At 36.1% G+C, this 16,682-nt stretch carries 18 protein-coding genes; 13 read left to right on the forward strand and 5 right to left on the reverse strand.

From position 1 onward, the window contains the following. Positions 1 to 39 precede the first annotated feature (39 nt). The 6 genes from RM706_RS00965 (at position 40) to RM706_RS00990 (ending at position 6,045) form a co-directional block, all read left to right on the forward strand. Positions 40 to 786, forward strand: a complete 747-nt coding sequence (locus tag RM706_RS00965) for an electron transfer flavoprotein subunit beta/FixA family protein (protein WP_311349149.1) — start codon at positions 40 to 42, stop codon at positions 784 to 786. Positions 787 to 789: 3 nt separating this feature from the next. Continuing rightward, entirely contained in the window at positions 790 to 1,758 is a 969-nt protein-coding gene (locus RM706_RS00970; RefSeq protein WP_311349150.1) for an electron transfer flavoprotein subunit alpha/FixB family protein, read from the forward strand. A 91-nt stretch (positions 1,759 to 1,849) separates the two neighbouring features. Next, positions 1,850 to 2,479, forward strand: coding sequence for a bifunctional nuclease family protein (locus RM706_RS00975; protein ID WP_311349151.1), 630 nt, complete (start codon positions 1,850 to 1,852; stop codon positions 2,477 to 2,479). A 14-nt stretch (positions 2,480 to 2,493) separates the two neighbouring features. Further along, the gene (locus RM706_RS00980) at positions 2,494 to 3,945 is read left to right on the forward strand and encodes a NupC/NupG family nucleoside CNT transporter (protein WP_311349152.1); all 1,452 of its coding nucleotides are present in this window, start codon (positions 2,494 to 2,496) and stop codon (positions 3,943 to 3,945) included. 83 nt (positions 3,946 to 4,028) lie between these two features. Then, positions 4,029 to 4,853 (forward strand): thymidylate synthase, encoded by an 825-nt coding sequence (locus RM706_RS00985; protein WP_311349153.1) that lies wholly within the window; start codon positions 4,029 to 4,031, stop codon positions 4,851 to 4,853. A gap of 7 nt (positions 4,854 to 4,860) precedes the next feature. Then, positions 4,861 to 6,045 carry an energy transducer TonB gene (locus RM706_RS00990; RefSeq protein ID WP_311349154.1) on the forward strand — a complete coding sequence of 395 codons (1,185 nt, stop codon included), beginning with the start codon at positions 4,861 to 4,863 and terminating at the stop codon, positions 6,043 to 6,045. A gap of 82 nt (positions 6,046 to 6,127) precedes the next feature. Here the strand turns inward: RM706_RS00990 and RM706_RS00995 are convergent, their stop codons facing one another. Beyond that, positions 6,128 to 7,873: a hypothetical protein gene (locus RM706_RS00995; protein WP_311349155.1), complete on the reverse strand. Its 1,746-nt coding sequence runs from the start codon at positions 7,871 to 7,873 to the stop codon at positions 6,128 to 6,130. A gap of 223 nt (positions 7,874 to 8,096) precedes the next feature. On the opposite strand from RM706_RS00995, the gene RM706_RS01000 reads away from it, so the two are divergent. The 5 genes from RM706_RS01000 to RM706_RS01020 are packed head-to-tail and all read left to right on the forward strand — an operon-like array spanning position 8,097 to position 12,784. After that, a complete protein-coding gene (locus RM706_RS01000) occupies positions 8,097 to 8,801 on the forward strand; it encodes a response regulator transcription factor (RefSeq protein ID WP_311349156.1) in 705 nt (234 codons plus the stop codon). Continuing rightward, entirely contained in the window at positions 8,798 to 10,291 is a 1,494-nt protein-coding gene (locus tag RM706_RS01005) for a sensor histidine kinase (protein ID WP_311349157.1), read from the forward strand. The genes RM706_RS01000 and RM706_RS01005 overlap by 4 nt, the downstream gene beginning before the upstream one ends. 59 nt (positions 10,292 to 10,350) lie before the next feature. Then, a complete protein-coding gene (gene egtB, locus RM706_RS01010; protein WP_311349158.1) occupies positions 10,351 to 11,511 on the forward strand; it encodes an ergothioneine biosynthesis protein EgtB in 1,161 nt (386 codons plus the stop codon). A 16-nt stretch (positions 11,512 to 11,527) separates the two neighbouring features. After that, the gene (locus RM706_RS01015) at positions 11,528 to 12,499 is read left to right on the forward strand and encodes an L-histidine N(alpha)-methyltransferase (protein WP_311349159.1); all 972 of its coding nucleotides are present in this window, start codon (positions 11,528 to 11,530) and stop codon (positions 12,497 to 12,499) included. Positions 12,500 to 12,502: 3 nt separating this feature from the next. Further along, a complete protein-coding gene (locus RM706_RS01020) occupies positions 12,503 to 12,784 on the forward strand; it encodes a DUF427 domain-containing protein (RefSeq protein WP_311349160.1) in 282 nt (93 codons plus the stop codon). A 28-nt stretch (positions 12,785 to 12,812) separates the two neighbouring features. Here the strand turns inward: RM706_RS01020 and RM706_RS01025 are convergent, their stop codons facing one another. Next, positions 12,813 to 13,109 carry an isoamylase early set domain-containing protein gene (locus RM706_RS01025; protein ID WP_311349161.1) on the reverse strand — a complete coding sequence of 99 codons (297 nt, stop codon included), beginning with the start codon at positions 13,107 to 13,109 and terminating at the stop codon, positions 12,813 to 12,815. Between the two features lie 156 nt (positions 13,110 to 13,265). Next, positions 13,266 to 14,351 (reverse strand): aminotransferase class V-fold PLP-dependent enzyme, encoded by a 1,086-nt coding sequence (locus RM706_RS01030; protein WP_311349162.1) that lies wholly within the window; start codon positions 14,349 to 14,351, stop codon positions 13,266 to 13,268. Between the two features lie 52 nt (positions 14,352 to 14,403). Here RM706_RS01030 and RM706_RS01035 point away from each other — a divergent pair, with 52 nt between their 5' ends. Continuing rightward, complete coding sequence (locus RM706_RS01035; protein WP_311349163.1) at positions 14,404 to 14,790, forward strand: 2TM domain-containing protein; 387 nt, start codon at positions 14,404 to 14,406, stop codon at positions 14,788 to 14,790. Further along, entirely contained in the window at positions 14,787 to 15,284 is a 498-nt protein-coding gene (locus RM706_RS01040) for a dihydrofolate reductase (protein WP_311349164.1), read from the forward strand. Before RM706_RS01035 ends, RM706_RS01040 begins: the two co-directional genes overlap by 4 nt. On the opposite strand, the gene murI is transcribed toward RM706_RS01040, so the two are convergent. Beyond that, positions 15,281 to 16,066: a glutamate racemase gene (murI, locus tag RM706_RS01045; RefSeq protein WP_311349165.1), complete on the reverse strand. Its 786-nt coding sequence runs from the start codon at positions 16,064 to 16,066 to the stop codon at positions 15,281 to 15,283. The genes RM706_RS01040 and murI overlap by 4 nt on opposite strands. A 75-nt stretch (positions 16,067 to 16,141) precedes the next feature. Then, the gene (locus RM706_RS01050) at positions 16,142 to 16,651 is read right to left on the reverse strand and encodes an OmpH/Skp family outer membrane protein (RefSeq protein WP_311349166.1); all 510 of its coding nucleotides are present in this window, start codon (positions 16,649 to 16,651) and stop codon (positions 16,142 to 16,144) included. Positions 16,652 to 16,682: the final 31 nt, after the last annotated feature.

Below are 16,682 nucleotides of genomic sequence, written 5' to 3' on the forward strand. Positions count from 1 at the left end.
TTTTATAGCTATCTTTACGCACCAAAATTAAAACAAGAAATGAAGATTTTAGTTTGTATAAGTAATGTTCCGGACACTACTTCAAAAATCAATTTTACTGAAGGCGACACTAAGTTTGATACTAATGGAGTGCAGTTTGTTATTAACCCAAACGACGAGTTTGGTTTGACAAGGGCTATGTGGTTCAAAGAAAAACAAGGTGCTATGGTACATGTTGCGACCGTTGGCGGGGCTCAAACCGAACCAACTATTAGAAAGGCTTTAGCGATTGGAGCTGATGAAGCTATTCGTATTAATGTGGAGCCAACTGATGGTTCTTTTGTAGCGAGACAACTGGCAGAAGTCGTTAAGAATGGCGCATATGACTTAGTTATTGCAGGACGAGAATCCATTGACTATAATGGCGGAATGGTACCTGGAATATTAGCAACACTACTTGATATGAATTTTGTTAACACCTGTATTTCTTTAGAAGTTGAAGGAGCAGTTGCTAAAGCTGTTCGAGAAATTGATGGTGGCAAAGAAACCATCGAAACCTCATTACCTCTAGTGATAGGCGGACAAAAAGGATTGGTTGAAGAGAGTGATTTACGTATTCCCAATATGCGGGGAATTATGATGGCGCGTAAAAAAGTATTGAATGTTGTTGATCCAGTTGATGCCCCATCACCAACACAAGACAAAAAATTTGAAAAACCTACCGCTAAAGGCCCAGTAAAATTGGTAGATGCTACCAATATAGATGAGTTGGTCAATTTATTACATAATGAAGCAAAAGTAATTTAAGATATGTCAGTATTAGTATACACAGAGTCAGAAAAAGGAGGTTTTAAGAAAAGTGCCCTTGAAGCAGTATCTTATGCGTATCAAGTTGCAAAACAAATGGGTGAATCCGTAACAGCTATTGCAATTAATGCAAATGATTTGGAGGCATTAGGCACCTATGGAGCAACTAAAGTATTGAATGTTTCAGACGACAAATTAAGTACATTCAACGCAAAAGCCTACGCGTCAACAATTGCCCAAGCGGCAGAGGCTGAAGGTTCAAAAGTCGTAGTTGTAAGTTCAAGTGCGGACAGTAAATTTTTAAGTGGAATTTTAGCAGCGAAATTAAATGCTGGCTACGTTCCAAATGTTGTTGCTGCTCCAGAAAGCACTTCTCCTTTTGTGGTAAAAAGAACTGCATTTAGCAATAAAGGTTTTGCTCATACTGAAATTACTTCTGAAACTAAAATTATTGGAATTTCGAATAATGCCTTTGGTTTAGTTGAAAATCAAACTTCTGCAACATCGGAGGCCTTCATTCCTAGTACTAATGACGGTGATTTTGGGGCAAAATCTATAGAGATTGACAAAGTAGTTGGAAAAGCCACCATAGCCGATGCTGATATTGTAGTTTCAGCTGGGCGAGGTTTAAAAGGTCCAGAAAATTGGGGCATGGTAGAAGAACTTGCCGATGTACTAGGTGCTGCCACTGCTTGCTCAAAACCAGTTTCCGATTTAGGGTGGAGACCACACGGCGAGCATGTGGGACAAACTGGAAAACCCGTTGCGAGCAACCTTTACATCGCTATCGGAATTTCTGGTGCCATTCAGCATTTAGCCGGGGTAAGCTCTTCAAAAACTAAAGTGGTCATTAATAACGACCCTGAAGCGCCTTTCTTTAAAGCTGCGGATTATGGTGTCGTCGGCGATGCCTTTGAAGTGGTTCCAGAACTCATTGAAAAATTAAAGGAATTTAAAGCACAGAACGCTTAAATTTTGTTAATTTGCTTCTTTGAAGCGGCTGTTCAAATAAATATCATTGCCACTTATTTGAACGGCTTTTTTTTGTTTTAGTAGGATATATATGAGTTTAGTTCGGTTAAAGATTAAGGGTATTTCATACAGTCAAACGCAAAATGGAGCGTATGCCCTAATTCTAAATGAGGTTGACGGTGATCGAAAACTACCTATTGTTATTGGTGCGTTCGAGGCGCAATCCATTGCTATTGCATTAGAGAAAGAAATTAGGCCTCCTAGACCCCTTACGCACGATTTATTTAAGAATTTTGCTGATCGTTATGATATTGTTGTGAAACAAGTTATTATACATAAACTAGTTGATGGGGTATTTTACTCTAGCATTATTTGCGAGAGAGAGAAAGTCGAGGAAATTATTGACGCTCGAACAAGCGATGCCATTGCTTTGGCCCTACGTTTTGATGCACCTATTTTTACCTATAAAACCATCTTGGACAAGGCAGGAATCTTTTTAAAGTTCTCTTCTAAAGAGAACGAAGATGAAGATAGTGATGACAGCATTGTGGTGGATGAAATTCTACAAGAAGGTGAAACTGTTGAAATAGAATCGGGTGCTGGAGATGGCTATCGAGAAATGACCTTAGATGAATTGCATAAAGAATTAGATAAAGCAGTAGCCAATGAAGATTATGAAAAGGCTGCAAAACTACGTGACGAGATATCCAAAAGAAATTAACCGACCCTCTTTTTATGAAATCAGCCAGAATTTGGATTCTCCTACTTATATGTCTAGTATCATTCCAAATTTCTGCTCAAACAAATCCACCTAGTGATGCACTTCAGACTGTTGTAGAATCAACTACGCTGACACAATCCTCTTCTGACTTAGAACCCAATCAAGGATTTACCTTAGGCACTTTAGGGCGCGGAGCTTTAGGGATGATTACGCTTATTCTGATTGCTTTTTTATTTAGTTCTAACCGAAAAGCCATTAATTGGAAGACTGTAGGTATAGGTTTAGGCATTCAAGTAATTATTGCTATTGGTGTTCTAAAAGTGCCTTTTGTGCAGTCCATTTTCGAAGCTATTGGACAAGTTTTTGTGAATATTCTTGACTTTACAAGAGCTGGAAGCCAGTTTTTATTTGAAGGATTAGTTGTTGATATGGATACCTTCGGGTACATTTTTGCGTTTCAGGTTTTGCCTACCATTATATTCTTCTCAGCCTTAACATCTGTGCTATTCTATTTGGGAGCAATTCAAAAAGTAGTGAAATGGCTGGCTTGGTTATTGACAAAATCGCTTGGCATTTCAGGAGCTGAAAGTTTATCAATTGCTGGAAATATTTTTTTAGGTCAAACAGAGGCACCGTTGCTGATTAAGGCATATTTGGAAAAAATGAATAAATCCGAAATCCTCTTAGTAATGATTGGAGGCATGGCAACTGTGGCTGGTGCTGTTTTAGCAGCGTATATTGGATTTTTAGGAGGTGAAAATCCTGCTCTTCGATTAGTTTTTGCAAAACACCTATTAGCTGCATCGGTAATGGCAGCGCCAGGTGCCATAATTATTTCAAAAATATTGTACCCACAAACAGAAGCGATTAATACCGATGTTAAAGTATCTCAAGAACGAATTGGAGCTAATCTTTTGGATGCAATTGCCAATGGAACCACAGAGGGCTTAAAGCTGGCGGTTAATGTAGGTGCCATGCTTCTAGTTTTTGTGGCGTTTATCGCAATGATAAATGGAATTCTTGGTGGTATTGGAGATTGGACCTCAATCAACAGCTGGATTGCAGCGAACTCTCCATATGATAAATTTTCACTAGAAGCTATTCTTGGAACTGTTTTCGCTCCTTTAATGTGGTTGATTGGTGTTGCCAATGAAGATGTTATGCTCATGGGGCAATTACTGGGCATCAAGTTAGCCGCAAGTGAATTTATAGGATATATTCAGTTGTCTGAATTAAAGAATATGGCTAGTTCTGCGCATTTTACCTATAACAAATCGGTTATCATGGCCACGTACATGCTTTGCGGATTTGCCAATTTCGCTTCTATCGGAATTCAAATTGGCGGTATTGGGTCTCTCGCACCTGGACAGCGAAAAACACTTTCAGAGTTTGGAATGAAAGCCGTTCTAGGTGGTTCTTTAGCTTCTTTACTATCTGCCACCATTGCGGGCATGATTTTGGGTTAATAACCTATTGATAAAATCAACTTGCTATTTTATTTTTTTCTTTCTTCTTTTTCTATTTTCGAAAGAATTTATTTAGAGGATTTATGCAGCAGTACCACAATTTACTCAAACATGTTTTAGAACACGGAAATCAAAAAAGTGACCGCACTGGAACAGGAACTAAAAGTGTTTTTGGATATCAAATGCGATTTGATTTATCTGAGGGTTTTCCTATGGTAACCACTAAAAAATTGCATTTAAAATCCATTATTTATGAACTGCTGTGGTTTTTAAAAGGTGATACCAATATTGAATATTTAAAAGAAAATGGGGTGCGCATATGGAATGAATGGGCTGATGAAAATGGAGATTTAGGCCCTGTTTATGGGCATCAATGGCGCAATTGGAACAGTGAAGAAATCGACCAAATCAAAGAAGTAATTCAAACCCTTAAAACCAACTCCAATAGCAGAAGAATGCTGGTTTCAGCTTGGAACCCGAGTGTACTGCCCGACACCTCAATTTCTTTCTCCGAAAATGTAGCAAACGGCAAAGCGGCTCTTCCGCCTTGTCACGCCTTTTTCCAATTTTACGTAGCTGACAGAAAATTGAGTTGCCAATTATACCAGCGAAGTGCTGACATCTTTTTAGGCGTACCTTTTAACATTGCTTCGTACGCTCTATTTACGATGATGATGGCGCAAATTTGTGGCTATGAAGCTGGTGATTTCGTTCACACTTTTGGCGATGCCCATATTTACGACAACCACATGGAACAAGTAGAGTTACAATTGTCTCGTGACCCTCGGCCATTACCAAAAATGATTTTAAATCCAGAAGTTAAAGATATTCTAGACTTTACTTTTGATGATTTTACCTTGTTAGACTATAATCCACACCCGCATATTAAAGGTATTGTAGCTGTTTAAGAGATTTATGAAATTATCCTTATTATTTTTTCTTCTTGGCATTCAATTTATTCTATCGCAAGAATCGAAAATTTATACCAGCAATGATGTAGATACATTGCCAATTTTGGAAAACTATAGCTCTTCTAACCCAGGAACAGCCGAAGGTTTTAAAGACCAAATCAAAGAGCATATTCAGCAAAATTTAGATTATCCAATTGATGCCCTAAATGCTAAATTAACTGGTACCGCATATGTAAGCCTTATAATAGATTCCCTAGGCATAGTTAAAAGTGTTCGAACCAGGTCAAAACAAAAACTTTTTGAACAAGAAGCAAAACGTATTTTTAATGCTTTACCTAAAGCAATACCAGCTAAAATTAAAGGTAAAAGTGTATCTTTTTCATACAACTGGCCCATAGTATTTGATATTGGAGATGAACAATTATACGCTGCTTATTTTCCTCAAGAACAATTAGTACATGAAAAATGCGAGAATACAGATAATCCTAATGAGTGTTTATATAATTTCTTTGAAGAAAAAGTCAGAAAATTTCTTAGTTCAAAAAAAGTTTCAAATGATTTATTAAAGTATGAAAATGATACACTAATCGCCGGGGGAAATTTAGTCGTTGACCATAAGGGCTTAGTTCTAAAAGAAAAAAGTTATATGGCCATAAAAGGGACTAAGCTTAATAAAAAAATGAGAACAGATTTCAGAAATCTTTTTTTTGAATCAAAATTTAAAGAAGTTCTATTTTACAAATATCCACCTAACACAAGTATTCATTCATTTTATTTTAATTATCTAATTTCAAAATCAGATGATAAAATCACTCTTGAACTTATACAAAAAGATGATACGTATAACGGTGGAGTAGTTCAAGAGGTTCCCATATTTCCGGGTTGCGAAGGGCTTGACAATGAAAAAGCTAAACTTTGTTTTCAAGAAAAAGTGCAGAATCATATAAAATATCACTTTAAATACCCAGAAAAGGCTTTAAGAGAACGTATTTCAGGTAAAGTTAGTGTCGTTTTTGTGATTTCAAAAGAAGGTGATGTAATTAAAATAAGGACAAAAGCAAGACATCCTATCCTCGAAAAAGAAGCATTGAGAATTGTCAAGCTTTTACCTAAAATTATGCCTGGAAAACAAAATGGAAAACCTGTTAAAGTTCCATTTTCTTTTCCGATGTGGTTTCGGCTAAATTAAAAAAAGCCCAAACTGTCGTCTGGGCTTTCCATTGTTAAACAAAACACCTTAAGAAACTTAAAGTTTCTTCTTCATAGCAATTTTACTGCCTTGTTACCATTATAAAATTAGAGAGGTCAAAGAAGCCATCTAAATCATTTGCATTTTGCCCCATAGCAAGCCCTGCCAGGCCATCTTCATAGGTCAAATGCCAAATGTAGCACACACCTACTCCTGCTCCATCAAAATCGACACCTTCAACAGCAGCCAGTGTTGGAGGCAAGCCTAAAATATTTCCGGCATCGTCGGTAATCACATAGGTTTGGTTGGAGCCGGTTAGATTAGCATCATCTAACATGATACCACTGACCATATCCGGCGTTCCGTCAACAGAGAAGGTATAAGGTCCTCCAGATAAAGTTCCTGCTTCTAATGGGTTTCTGGTTACTGTTATGGAATTTGATAAGCCATAGAAACCTTCCAAACCTGAAACATTATTGCCCATCATTAAACCAGTAAGCCCATCTTCATAACGCATATACCAAATCAAGCAAACTCCTACTCCAGCAGCATCAAAATCAACACCCTCAACAGCACCTAGCGTCGGTGGCAATCCCAAAATATTGTTCTGGTCATCAGTGATGACCCAAGTACCTATTGAACCTGTGGCCATACTATTATCCAAAGTGATACTACTTACCGTATCGGGCATACCATCTACAGTGAATTCGTAAGGACCCCCAGAAATTACACCTGCATTTATTCCATTTCTAGTAACCGTTATTGAATTTGACAGAGCGTAAAACCCATCTAAATCAGAGACGTTGTTACCCGCTTCTAAACCGTTAAGTCCATCTTCGTAGCGCATATACCATATCAAGCACACGCCTTCACCAGCTTCATCAAAATCAACACCTTCAACAGCAGTTAAAGTTGGTGGCAAGCCTAAAATATTATTCTGGTCATCGGTAATGACCCAAGTACCTATTGAACCAGTAGCAGTACTATTGTCTAAAGTGATACCACTTACCATATCAGGCATACCATCTACGGTAAATTCATAAGGACCACCAGCTATGGTACCAGCACTCAATCCGTTTCGCTCGACCTCAATAAAGTTAGAAAGACTAAAGTTCCCCATTAAGTCATCTAGGTTTTCACCCATTTCAAATCCTGTCAAATCGCCAGAATACGTAATATGATAAATATAACAGCTACCTACACCTGCCCCATCAAAGTCTACACCTTCAACAGCCTCTAAGGTTGGTGGAAGACCAAGAATATTCTTTGAATCATCTGTAATCACATAAGATTGGGTATCTCCATTAAGTGCAGAATCATCCAAGGTAATTCCACTGACCATATCAGGCATGCCGTCAACCAAAAATTCAAATGGTCCTCCTGCTAACATACCTGCATTCAAAGTATTTCGATTTACGATAATAAAGTTGGAAAGATCAAAATCTCCCGCTAAGTCATCAAGATTTTCACCAGCTTCCAATCCACTCAAACCTTCTTCATACGTTATGTGATAAATATAACAGGCCCCAACACCAGCTTCATCAAAATCAACACCTTCAACAGCCATTAAGGTTGGCGGTAAGCCTAAAATGTTCTTCTGATTATCTGTAATCACATAATTTTGAATACTTCCCGTAAGGTCCGTAGCGTCCAAGGTTATACCACTTACCATATCAGGTTGCCCATCAACAGCAAATGTAAAAGGACCTCCTGAAAGTGCTCCTGCGTTTAGTACCACGGTAGCATCATCATCAGAATCTCCAACACATCCTGTCATTAAAATTCCTAAAGAAAAAATACTTAGAATTGTTTTTAAGTTGTTCATCATTTCTAGTGTTTAAAATTTTTATTCAAAGAAACCCCGAACTTGTAACAGAAGTATCACATAAAAATCAAGTTTTATTACTATTTGATTATGTGACACTTAAGTATTTATTTTAACTTTTAATGCAAGAAAATCATGCTGGTTTCGACTATTTTGTCATATCGACATTAAGTTTTAAATCTAATTGTGAACTTTTCGTGATGTTTTACCTTTTATTTCGCAATGCATGAAAAACGTATTGATTATTGAGGATGATCCTGAAATCATTCATTTGTTAGAAATACATTTGAAAGATTTAGGTTGTAATGTTATTAATGCCAATCAAGGAGATACAGGTCTTTTAAAAGCTATAGAAATAGTCCCTGACCTTATTATATTGGACATTATGCTCCCTGAAATGGACGGTATTGAAGTATGTCAAAAAATACGTGCCAACAATATCAAATCTCCAATTATCATGCTAACCGCTAGGTCTGAAGAAATTGATAAGGTTTTAGGGCTCGAAGTAGGTGCCGATGATTATTTGACCAAACCTTTTAGTGTACGTGAGTTTATTGCAAGAGTAAAAGCCATTTTTAGAAGACAAAAGATGACCAATCAAAAATCGAATGGTGAACCCACAAAAAAGGTCATGCAGTTTAAAAATCTTTCTATTGATGTTGAACTGCGAAAAGTACTTTTAGAAGGGGTAAAAGTTGAACTTTCACCGAAAGAATTTGAACTATTGGTGCTTTTATCTACAAACCCGGGTAAAAGTTATGATCGAACTAAACTTCTAAACCTTATTTGGGGATATGATTTTAAAGGCTATGAGCATACCGTTAATTCTCATATTAATCGCTTAAGGTCAAAAATAGAGCCCGATATGAGCAATCCGAAGTTTATTTTAACCACTTGGGGGGTTGGTTATAAATTCAATGAAGAATTATGAGTACCAGTATACTTTCAAATAGATTAGTAAAAAAATTAGTATTGTCATTTTTGGCCATTCTGGTTTTAGCAGGATTAGGCTATACTATTGCCACCATCTATCTTTCGAACAATTATTTCTACGAAACCACTCAGCGCTTACACGCAAATCTCGCGCAAGATTTAATCAATGAAAAATTTGTTGATGCTAGCCCAATTGATAGCACGGGAACGGTGAATAAAGCACTTTTTGGCGATATTATGCATGATATGATGGCAGTCAATCGTGCCATTGAAGTCTACCTTTTAGATATTAATGGAAATGTTCAATATTCTGTTGTACTTGACCATGACGCTCCAGAGACCAATCAAAAACAAGTTTCCCTGACTCCAATAACTGAATTTATCTCAACTAATGGACAGCAATATATTTTAGGAGATGACCCTAAGAATCTTGAAAATAAACAGGTTTTTTCAGCTGCTCATTTTAATAAAGGTGGTAATGAAGGTTATATTTATATTATTCTGGCAGGTGAAGAATACTTAAATACCAGAAGCATGCTTTTTGGCAGTTATGCTTTAAAACTAGGTTTAGGCGCATCATTGGTTACTTTGTTTTTTGCGGCACTTTTAGGAATATTATCAGTATGGTACTTGACCAAAAATCTTCGAGAATTAGTTTATGCCGCTAAGCGTTTTCAACAGGGCGATTTAAAATATAGAATCAAAAATGCTGAAAAATCTGATTTAGCAGGGGTTACCACTGTTTATAATGAAATGGCAGAAACCATACTCAATGATATCGAAAAAATAAAATCTCTAGAGGTTTTACGCCGAGAGTTAATTGCCAATATTTCTCACGACTTACGCACTCCATTAGCTATCATTCAAGGCTATATTGAAACTTTACAAATGAAGGATGGCGTATTGACTGCAACACAACGTTCTGGTTATCTAAAAACCATTAACTCAAGTGGGGAAAAGCTTTCAAAACTGATTGCGCAGCTTTTTGAATATTCCAAACTGGAAGCCAATCAAATTGAGCCTCAAAAAGAACCCTTTTTGATTAGTGAACTTGCAAACGATATACATAGAAACTATCAGGTTTTGGCAGACCAAAAAAACATTGATTTGAGATTAGAAATGGAGCTTAATGTTCCGCTTGTTTTTGCCGATATTTCATTGGTAGAACGAGCTATTCAAAATTTAATGGACAATGCATTAAAATTTACACCTGAAAATGGGGCTGTTACAGTAATGATCGTCCCTGATGATGATACCGTTGAAATAATCATTAAAGACTCTGGTCCAGGGATTCTATTGGAAAATCAAGCATTAATTTTTGAACGTTATCGTCAAACCAAAACTGGACAGCAAAAAGAGGGTGCTGGTTTGGGGCTGGCTATTGTTAAAAAAATAATGGAGTTGCACAATGCTAGCATAAAGGTATTGAGCAGACCTAATGAGGGTACTGCTTTTAGCTTTAGCCTACCTGTGTACACCGTGGCTTAATGTTAATATAATACCGAAATACGGAGTTATTAATTATCTTTAAGTCTGTAAAGATTTTTATGATTAGTATTGATTCCCTTTTGGATTTCTTTCTAGAAACCCGAGAATATTCCGAAAAAATATGCGAGCCCCTAGAAATTGAAGATTATGTAGTGCAGCCAATTGTAGATGTAAGCCCACCAAAATGGCATTTAGGCCATACTACTTGGTTCTTTGAGGCCTTTATACTTGTACCTTATGCAAAAAACTATCAATTATTTAATTCCGATTTTTCTTTTGTATTCAACAGTTACTATGAGACGATTGGCAAAAGGGTGGTCCGTGCAGATAGGGGGAATTTAAGTAGGCCTTCTGTTAAAAAAGTCTATGAGTATAGAAAGTATGTTACCGATGGCATTAAAACCTTCTTTGCAAATGACCAATCAAAAGAGCTTCATGATTTGCTTGAGATTGGTATTCATCATGAAAAGCAGCATCAAGAATTGTTATTGACCGACATAAAATACATTTTAGGCAACAATCCTTTACTTCCCTTTTATTCTGAACAATTAGGAGAACATCCCATAGAAGAACACCAACAAGATTGGATTACTGTTGATGAAGGTATTTATGAAATCGGTCATAATTCTGATGCTTTTTGCTATGACAATGAGTTAGGAGGGCATAAAGTATACCTGCACAACTTTGAAATTTCAAATAAGCTGGTCACTAACCAAGAGTTTATCAACTTCATTAAAGACAGTGGATACAAAAGGTTTGAACTTTGGCATGCTGAAGGTTGGGACTGGTTAAATCAAAACAATATAGCCTGCCCCATGTATTGGCACAAAATTGATGGTGAATGGCACCACTATACTTATACTGGACTACAAAAAATAGATTTGAGTGCACCACTTTGCCACATTTCATATTTTGAAGCTTTTGCTTTCGCACAATGGAAAGGTTGCCGTTTACCAACCGAATTTGAATGGGAAGTTGCCAACCTATATTTCCCGTGGGGAAAACGATGGGAATGGACTGAAAGTGCCTATTTGCCCTATCCGAACTATAAAAAAGCCGATGGCGCCCTTGGAGAATATAATGGCAAATTTATGGTGAACCAAAAGGTGCTAAGAGGAGGGTCAATAGCTACGCCCCGAAAACATACACGACCGACCTATAGAAATTTTTTTCAACCCAATTTAAGATGGCAGTTCACCGGTCTAAGGTTGGCTAAATAATCACGACATACTAAACATGCAAGAAAAAACAATTCCTGTGCTAAACTCAGCTTTTGAAGAAGAAGTCTATGAAGGGCTGATGGCATTTCCAAAATATTTATCCTCCAAATATTTTTATGATGAAATTGGGGATAAACTTTTTCAAGACATTATGGCCATGCCGGAGTATTACTTAACGAATTGTGAGTTTAATATTCTCAAAAAGCACAAAGAACTAATAACCTCCATATTTCATTCTGAAGGAGATTCATTTAGTTTATTTGAGCTTGGTGCGGGAGATGGCAAGAAAACCAAAATTTTGCTTGAGCATCTTTCTAAAAAAAATATTGCCTTTGACTACAGACCTATTGACATTAGTCAAAATGCTCTGCACCAATTGGTAGCTTCCGCAAATAAAGAATTACCAAATGTTGAAATCAACCCTATTCAAGGCACTTACTTTGATACATTGAAAAATATTGCTGAAGAAGAAGAAAAAAGAAAAGTAATTCTATTTTTAGGTTCCAATATTGGTAATTTATTACATCCACAAGCAGTTGATTTTCTAAAGAAAGTGTGTGCTGTATTAAATGATGAAGATTTAGTTTTCATGGGCTTTGATCAAAAAAAGAACCCTCAACAAATTTTAGATGCTTATAATGACAAAGCTGGAATTACGGAAGCTTTCAATAAAAATATATTGACCCGTATCAATACTGAAATGGATGCCAATTTTAATTTGGATAAATTCATTCATTGGGAAGTCTACGACCCCGAAACGGGTACAGCAAAAAGTTATTTAGTTTCAAAGGAAGAACAAGATGTAACTATAAAGAGTTTAGATTTAAAAGTCCATTTTGACACCTGGGAGTCAATTCACACTGAAATTTCTCAAAAATATGACGACAAAGTAGTACAATGGTTAGCTGAACAATCTGGTTTAAAAATTACAGCACAGTTCAGTGATGATCAAAATTTTTATAAGAACTATATTTTTAAGAAAGCATAACCTATGAAAGCAATTTGGAATAATACTATAATTGCAGAAAGTAATGATACTGTTGTTATTGAAAACAACCATTATTTTCCTGCTGAAAGCATCAAAAAAGAATATTTTAAAACAAGTGAAACCCATACGACCTGCCCATGGAAAGGGGTTGCCTCTTATTACATTTTAGAGGTCAATGGGCAAAAAAATATTGATGCGGCTTGGTTCTATCCTGAAACAAGCGAATTAGCGCGCTCTATAAAAGGTAGTGTGGCTTTTTGGAAAGGGGTTACCATTGAGGATTAAAAAAATCCTCAATGGTGAGATTGGGGTGTTATACTTCAAGAACTGCATTCTCAGTTCCAGCGTAATCGTTCCATTGGTAACGGTCCGCCTCACTGTCATTGATATAATTGCTATCTATTAAATAGCGAAACTCATACGAATTCTCTTTTGGAAGTTCGAACGTGCCTTTAAAAGTTCCGTTCTTTAATTTTTTTAATGTGCTTCCTTTTGGGTTCCAGTTGTTGAAATCACCAACAACAGCTACTTTTTTTGCTTCTTCGGCTGGTACGGTAAAGGTCACTTTACAAACCGGCTTACTTTTTAGGTATTGTTTTTTTATTGCCATGGTAACTTAAATTTTCATTATGAAGTTCTTGACAAAGCAAGATATAAAACCATTAGAAGTCAATAGGTTAGAAGCGATTTATCAATTTGACAAAATAAGCTTAATGTAATCTTGACTTTGCTAAAAAACCACGAATAATTTAGTTGTTAATTCAAGCTAATTCATTTTTTTAAGAATTTTTACGATGGCATCTACCTCATCGAAGGTGTTATAGAAGTGAAAACTTAGCCGAATTCCGTCACCTCTTTGGGCCATGATAATATTTTCTTGCAACAGTTTATCAAAAACGGCCTGATTAGCTTTAATATTGAAGATAGTGCTATGCACTTCTCTACGAACAACAGGTTCCTCCAAAAGGCCCAATTCAGTAAAAGTTTCTTTTGCCTTAATTGATAGCGCAACTAATTTTTCTTCAATATTTTTCATCCCCATTTGATTCAAAAAATTCAATGAAAATTCTAGACTTCCAAAGTTTAAAGAATCAAGATGCCCAGGCTCTAAATGCTTACAAAAAGTTCTCTTATGACGATTTTCCCTATTATTTCGACCAGATCCATAACCATCACTAACCAACGAAAATCGTTCTTCTACCCCTTCTTTTATCAATAAAAATCCACTTCCAAACCCAGCCAATAGCCATTTGTAAGCACTTGCCCCGATAATATCTATAGCACAAGAAGAAAAATCAAAATTAGAAGTGCCCAAAAATTGAGTGCCATCAGTAATAATCAATAAATCAGGGAACTCAGACTTTAATTTCTTAAGAAACTCCAAATCAACCTTTATACCATTCAACCATTGAATCACACTAATTGCGATTACGGTTATTGACTTGTTCTTTATCGTTTGGTAAATACGTTCTTCAACATCAGAAGTCATATCCAAAGTAATAATTTCAAAGCCCCTACTCTCAAATGGCCTGTTTAGTGAGGGATAGTCACCATTTAAAAGCAATATTTTTTCCCTTTTATCCAGCCCTTCTAAAAGAAAGTTTAAACCAATGGTAAAGTTGGGTACTAAAGCGACATTATCTGCTGGACAATTAAAAAAATCGCCTACTACCTTTCTAGTTTGCGAATGCATTTTATTTGAATTCATTTTCATCATACTACCTCCAATCAAATAATCTAAATCATGCTCTTGTCTCCATTCCAACAGGTCTTCAGACAAAAGCCCGGTAGCCGCAGTATTTGCGTAAATATGTTGTTGTAAAACCGGGAACTTTTTACGTATTTCTTTCATTTTATAAGGTTATTCGGTAATCTAGTATCTTTGTTTATAAAGATAGTGACAAATGTTTTTTAAGAATAAAGAAAAGAGTGTCGTGGATATTCAGCAACACGAATTACTTGAGAATGCCCAAAAACGCATCCGGCAGAAAAAACGTTTATTTTCCCATTTTGTCATCTTTCTTATTGGAAGTGTTTTTCTAGTACTTATTAATAAAATCTTGAAATTTGGTGAAAACTATGATTGGTTTATTTGGGCAATAACAGCTTGGGCGTTTTTGTTTGTCTTCCATGCATTTAATGTTTTTGTGACCCATCAATTTATGGGTAAAGAATGGGAAAGAGAGCAACGGGAGAGATTGGTAGAAAAACAAAAAAGTCGAATCGCCGAACTTCAAAAAGAAATAGAAACCGATTTTCCACTTTCTAAAATCAATAAAAAAAAAGAGTGAGTGAGATAATTATTATCGCGGCAGCGGCAGAAAATAATGCACTTGGCATCAACAATGATTTACCTTGGCATTTACCAGATGATTTTAAACGTTTTAAGACTCTTACCACTGACCATAAAATTATTATGGGCAGAAAGACTTTAGAGAGTTTTCCAAAAGCTTTACCCAATAGAGAGCATATAGCAATTACAAGGTCTAAAGACTATAAACCAAAATTTCCATGCACATTGGTTCATTCTTTGGAAGAAGCAATTTCTCTAGTAAAAGTTGACGCTAAATCATATATTATTGGAGGTGGTGAAATTTATCATCAAGCAATGCCTTACGCTACTAAAATAGAATTGACCAGAGTACATGCCGAAGTTAAAGCAGATACTTTTTTTCCAGAAATCGATCTTGAATACTGGGAATTGATTCAAGAAGAATATCATCCGAAAGATGATAAACATCAATTCGATTTCACCTATTTAACTTACCAGAGAAAAAATACTTAAAAATCGAGTTGAGAAACCTGATAATTATTTTCCATTAATAAAGATGACAATACTTTGGTGCTAGCGGCATTGGAGTAAAAAATATTCTCAATTGATTGGTTATTTTCTTGATTTAAAAGATTATTCTTTTCAAGAATAATCTTTGTCTGTCTAGCAACCGCTTCGCCCGAATCTATAATCTTCACTTGATTAGGTAGTATTTCTCTTAATATCGGAATCAAATAAGGGTAATGAGTACATCCTAAAACCAAACAATCTATATTTGCTAACAACATGGGTTTTAAATAGACTTGCAACAAAGTCTTCATTTCATTAGACCTAACTTCTCCTGATTCTATCAATTTAACTAAGTCTTTTCCTTCTTGTTCAATAATTTCTATTCCTTCTGTATATAGTTTTGAAGTATTATAAAATAAACCGCTAGACAGCGTTCCCTTTGTGGCCAAAACACCAACTTTCTTAGTTTTAGTCCGCAGTGCAGCTGGTTTTATGGCAGGTTCAATACCAATAAAAGGAATATCATAATTCGACCTGAGATAATCAATAGCATTAGTTGTCGCCGTATTACAAGCTACGACAACAATTTTACATTTCTTTCGAAGTAGAAGTTCTGTATTTTTTATACAAAGTTCAACAATCTCATCTCTGGACTTTTCGCCATAAGGGGCATTTTTACTATCAGCTAAATAAATAGTACTTTCTTTGGGCAATAAACCATGTATCTCTCTCCAAATAGAAGTACCACCAACACCAGAGTCAAAAACACCAATAGGATTGTTCATTATCAAATATAAAAAAACCGCCGGGCTTCGACTGCTCTCAGCCACCGGCGGTTTTTAATAAACTCTTTATTTGTACTAGAAGCCTAGCTCTACTTTTACTTCAGGTAAAAGGTCTTTTCCTTTTGCTACTATAAGTCCGCCTCCTTGAGTAGAATCCATGACGTAATCAAAACCCTGTGCAGCGGCTACTTTTTCTATAGCTGCTTTTGCTCTATCTGAAATAGGAGCAAAGAGTTCAGCTTGCTTCTTTTGCATTTCCTGCATTGCAGCCTGTTCTGCTCCTTCAATATTTTTTTGAATTTCTTGAAGCTCAAGAGCTCTCTTTTCATTTTCTTCTCTTGACTTCGCAGTGGATTCATTTTGATACAACGTAGCTTTATTCTGAAATTCAGTCATTGAGCCTTGCAAATCAGCTCTATAGGTCTCTTGTAGTTTCTTCAACTCTGCTTGCGCAGCAATCATCTCTGGCATTTGTTGCAATAGCTCTGTAACATTAATATGTGCCACTTTGCTCTGGGCGTTCACAAAACTTGTAACTGTTACAAACAGTAACATCGCCACAACAATCTTCTTTACATTTTTCATAATTCTAAGTAACTTTAATTTTGAGTGTTAA

The organism is Croceitalea rosinachiae, assembly GCF_031846445.1.
Lineage (GTDB): Bacteria > Bacteroidota > Bacteroidia > Flavobacteriales > Flavobacteriaceae > Croceitalea > Croceitalea rosinachiae.

Coding starts and splice junctions, on each gene's coding strand:
- RM706_RS00965 (WP_311349149.1), top strand. CDS start 40: ATGAAGATTTTAGTTTGTATAAGTAATGTTCCGGACACTACTTCAAAA.
- RM706_RS00970 (WP_311349150.1), top strand. CDS start 790: ATGTCAGTATTAGTATACACAGAGTCAGAAAAAGGAGGTTTTAAGAAA.
- RM706_RS00975 (WP_311349151.1), top strand. CDS start 1,850: ATGAGTTTAGTTCGGTTAAAGATTAAGGGTATTTCATACAGTCAAACG.
- RM706_RS00980 (WP_311349152.1), top strand. CDS start 2,494: ATGAAATCAGCCAGAATTTGGATTCTCCTACTTATATGTCTAGTATCA.
- RM706_RS00985 (WP_311349153.1), top strand. CDS start 4,029: ATGCAGCAGTACCACAATTTACTCAAACATGTTTTAGAACACGGAAAT.
- RM706_RS00990 (WP_311349154.1), top strand. CDS start 4,861: ATGAAATTATCCTTATTATTTTTTCTTCTTGGCATTCAATTTATTCTA.
- RM706_RS00995 (WP_311349155.1), bottom strand. CDS start 7,873: ATGATGAACAACTTAAAAACAATTCTAAGTATTTTTTCTTTAGGAATT.
- RM706_RS01000 (WP_311349156.1), top strand. CDS start 8,097: ATGAAAAACGTATTGATTATTGAGGATGATCCTGAAATCATTCATTTG.
- RM706_RS01005 (WP_311349157.1), top strand. CDS start 8,798: ATGAGTACCAGTATACTTTCAAATAGATTAGTAAAAAAATTAGTATTG.
- egtB (WP_311349158.1), top strand. CDS start 10,351: ATGATTAGTATTGATTCCCTTTTGGATTTCTTTCTAGAAACCCGAGAA.
- RM706_RS01015 (WP_311349159.1), top strand. CDS start 11,528: ATGCAAGAAAAAACAATTCCTGTGCTAAACTCAGCTTTTGAAGAAGAA.
- RM706_RS01020 (WP_311349160.1), top strand. CDS start 12,503: ATGAAAGCAATTTGGAATAATACTATAATTGCAGAAAGTAATGATACT.
- RM706_RS01025 (WP_311349161.1), bottom strand. CDS start 13,109: ATGGCAATAAAAAAACAATACCTAAAAAGTAAGCCGGTTTGTAAAGTG.
- RM706_RS01030 (WP_311349162.1), bottom strand. CDS start 14,351: ATGAAAGAAATACGTAAAAAGTTCCCGGTTTTACAACAACATATTTAC.
- RM706_RS01035 (WP_311349163.1), top strand. CDS start 14,404: ATGTTTTTTAAGAATAAAGAAAAGAGTGTCGTGGATATTCAGCAACAC.
- murI (WP_311349165.1), bottom strand. CDS start 16,066: ATGAACAATCCTATTGGTGTTTTTGACTCTGGTGTTGGTGGTACTTCT.
- RM706_RS01050 (WP_311349166.1), bottom strand. CDS start 16,651: ATGAAAAATGTAAAGAAGATTGTTGTGGCGATGTTACTGTTTGTAACA.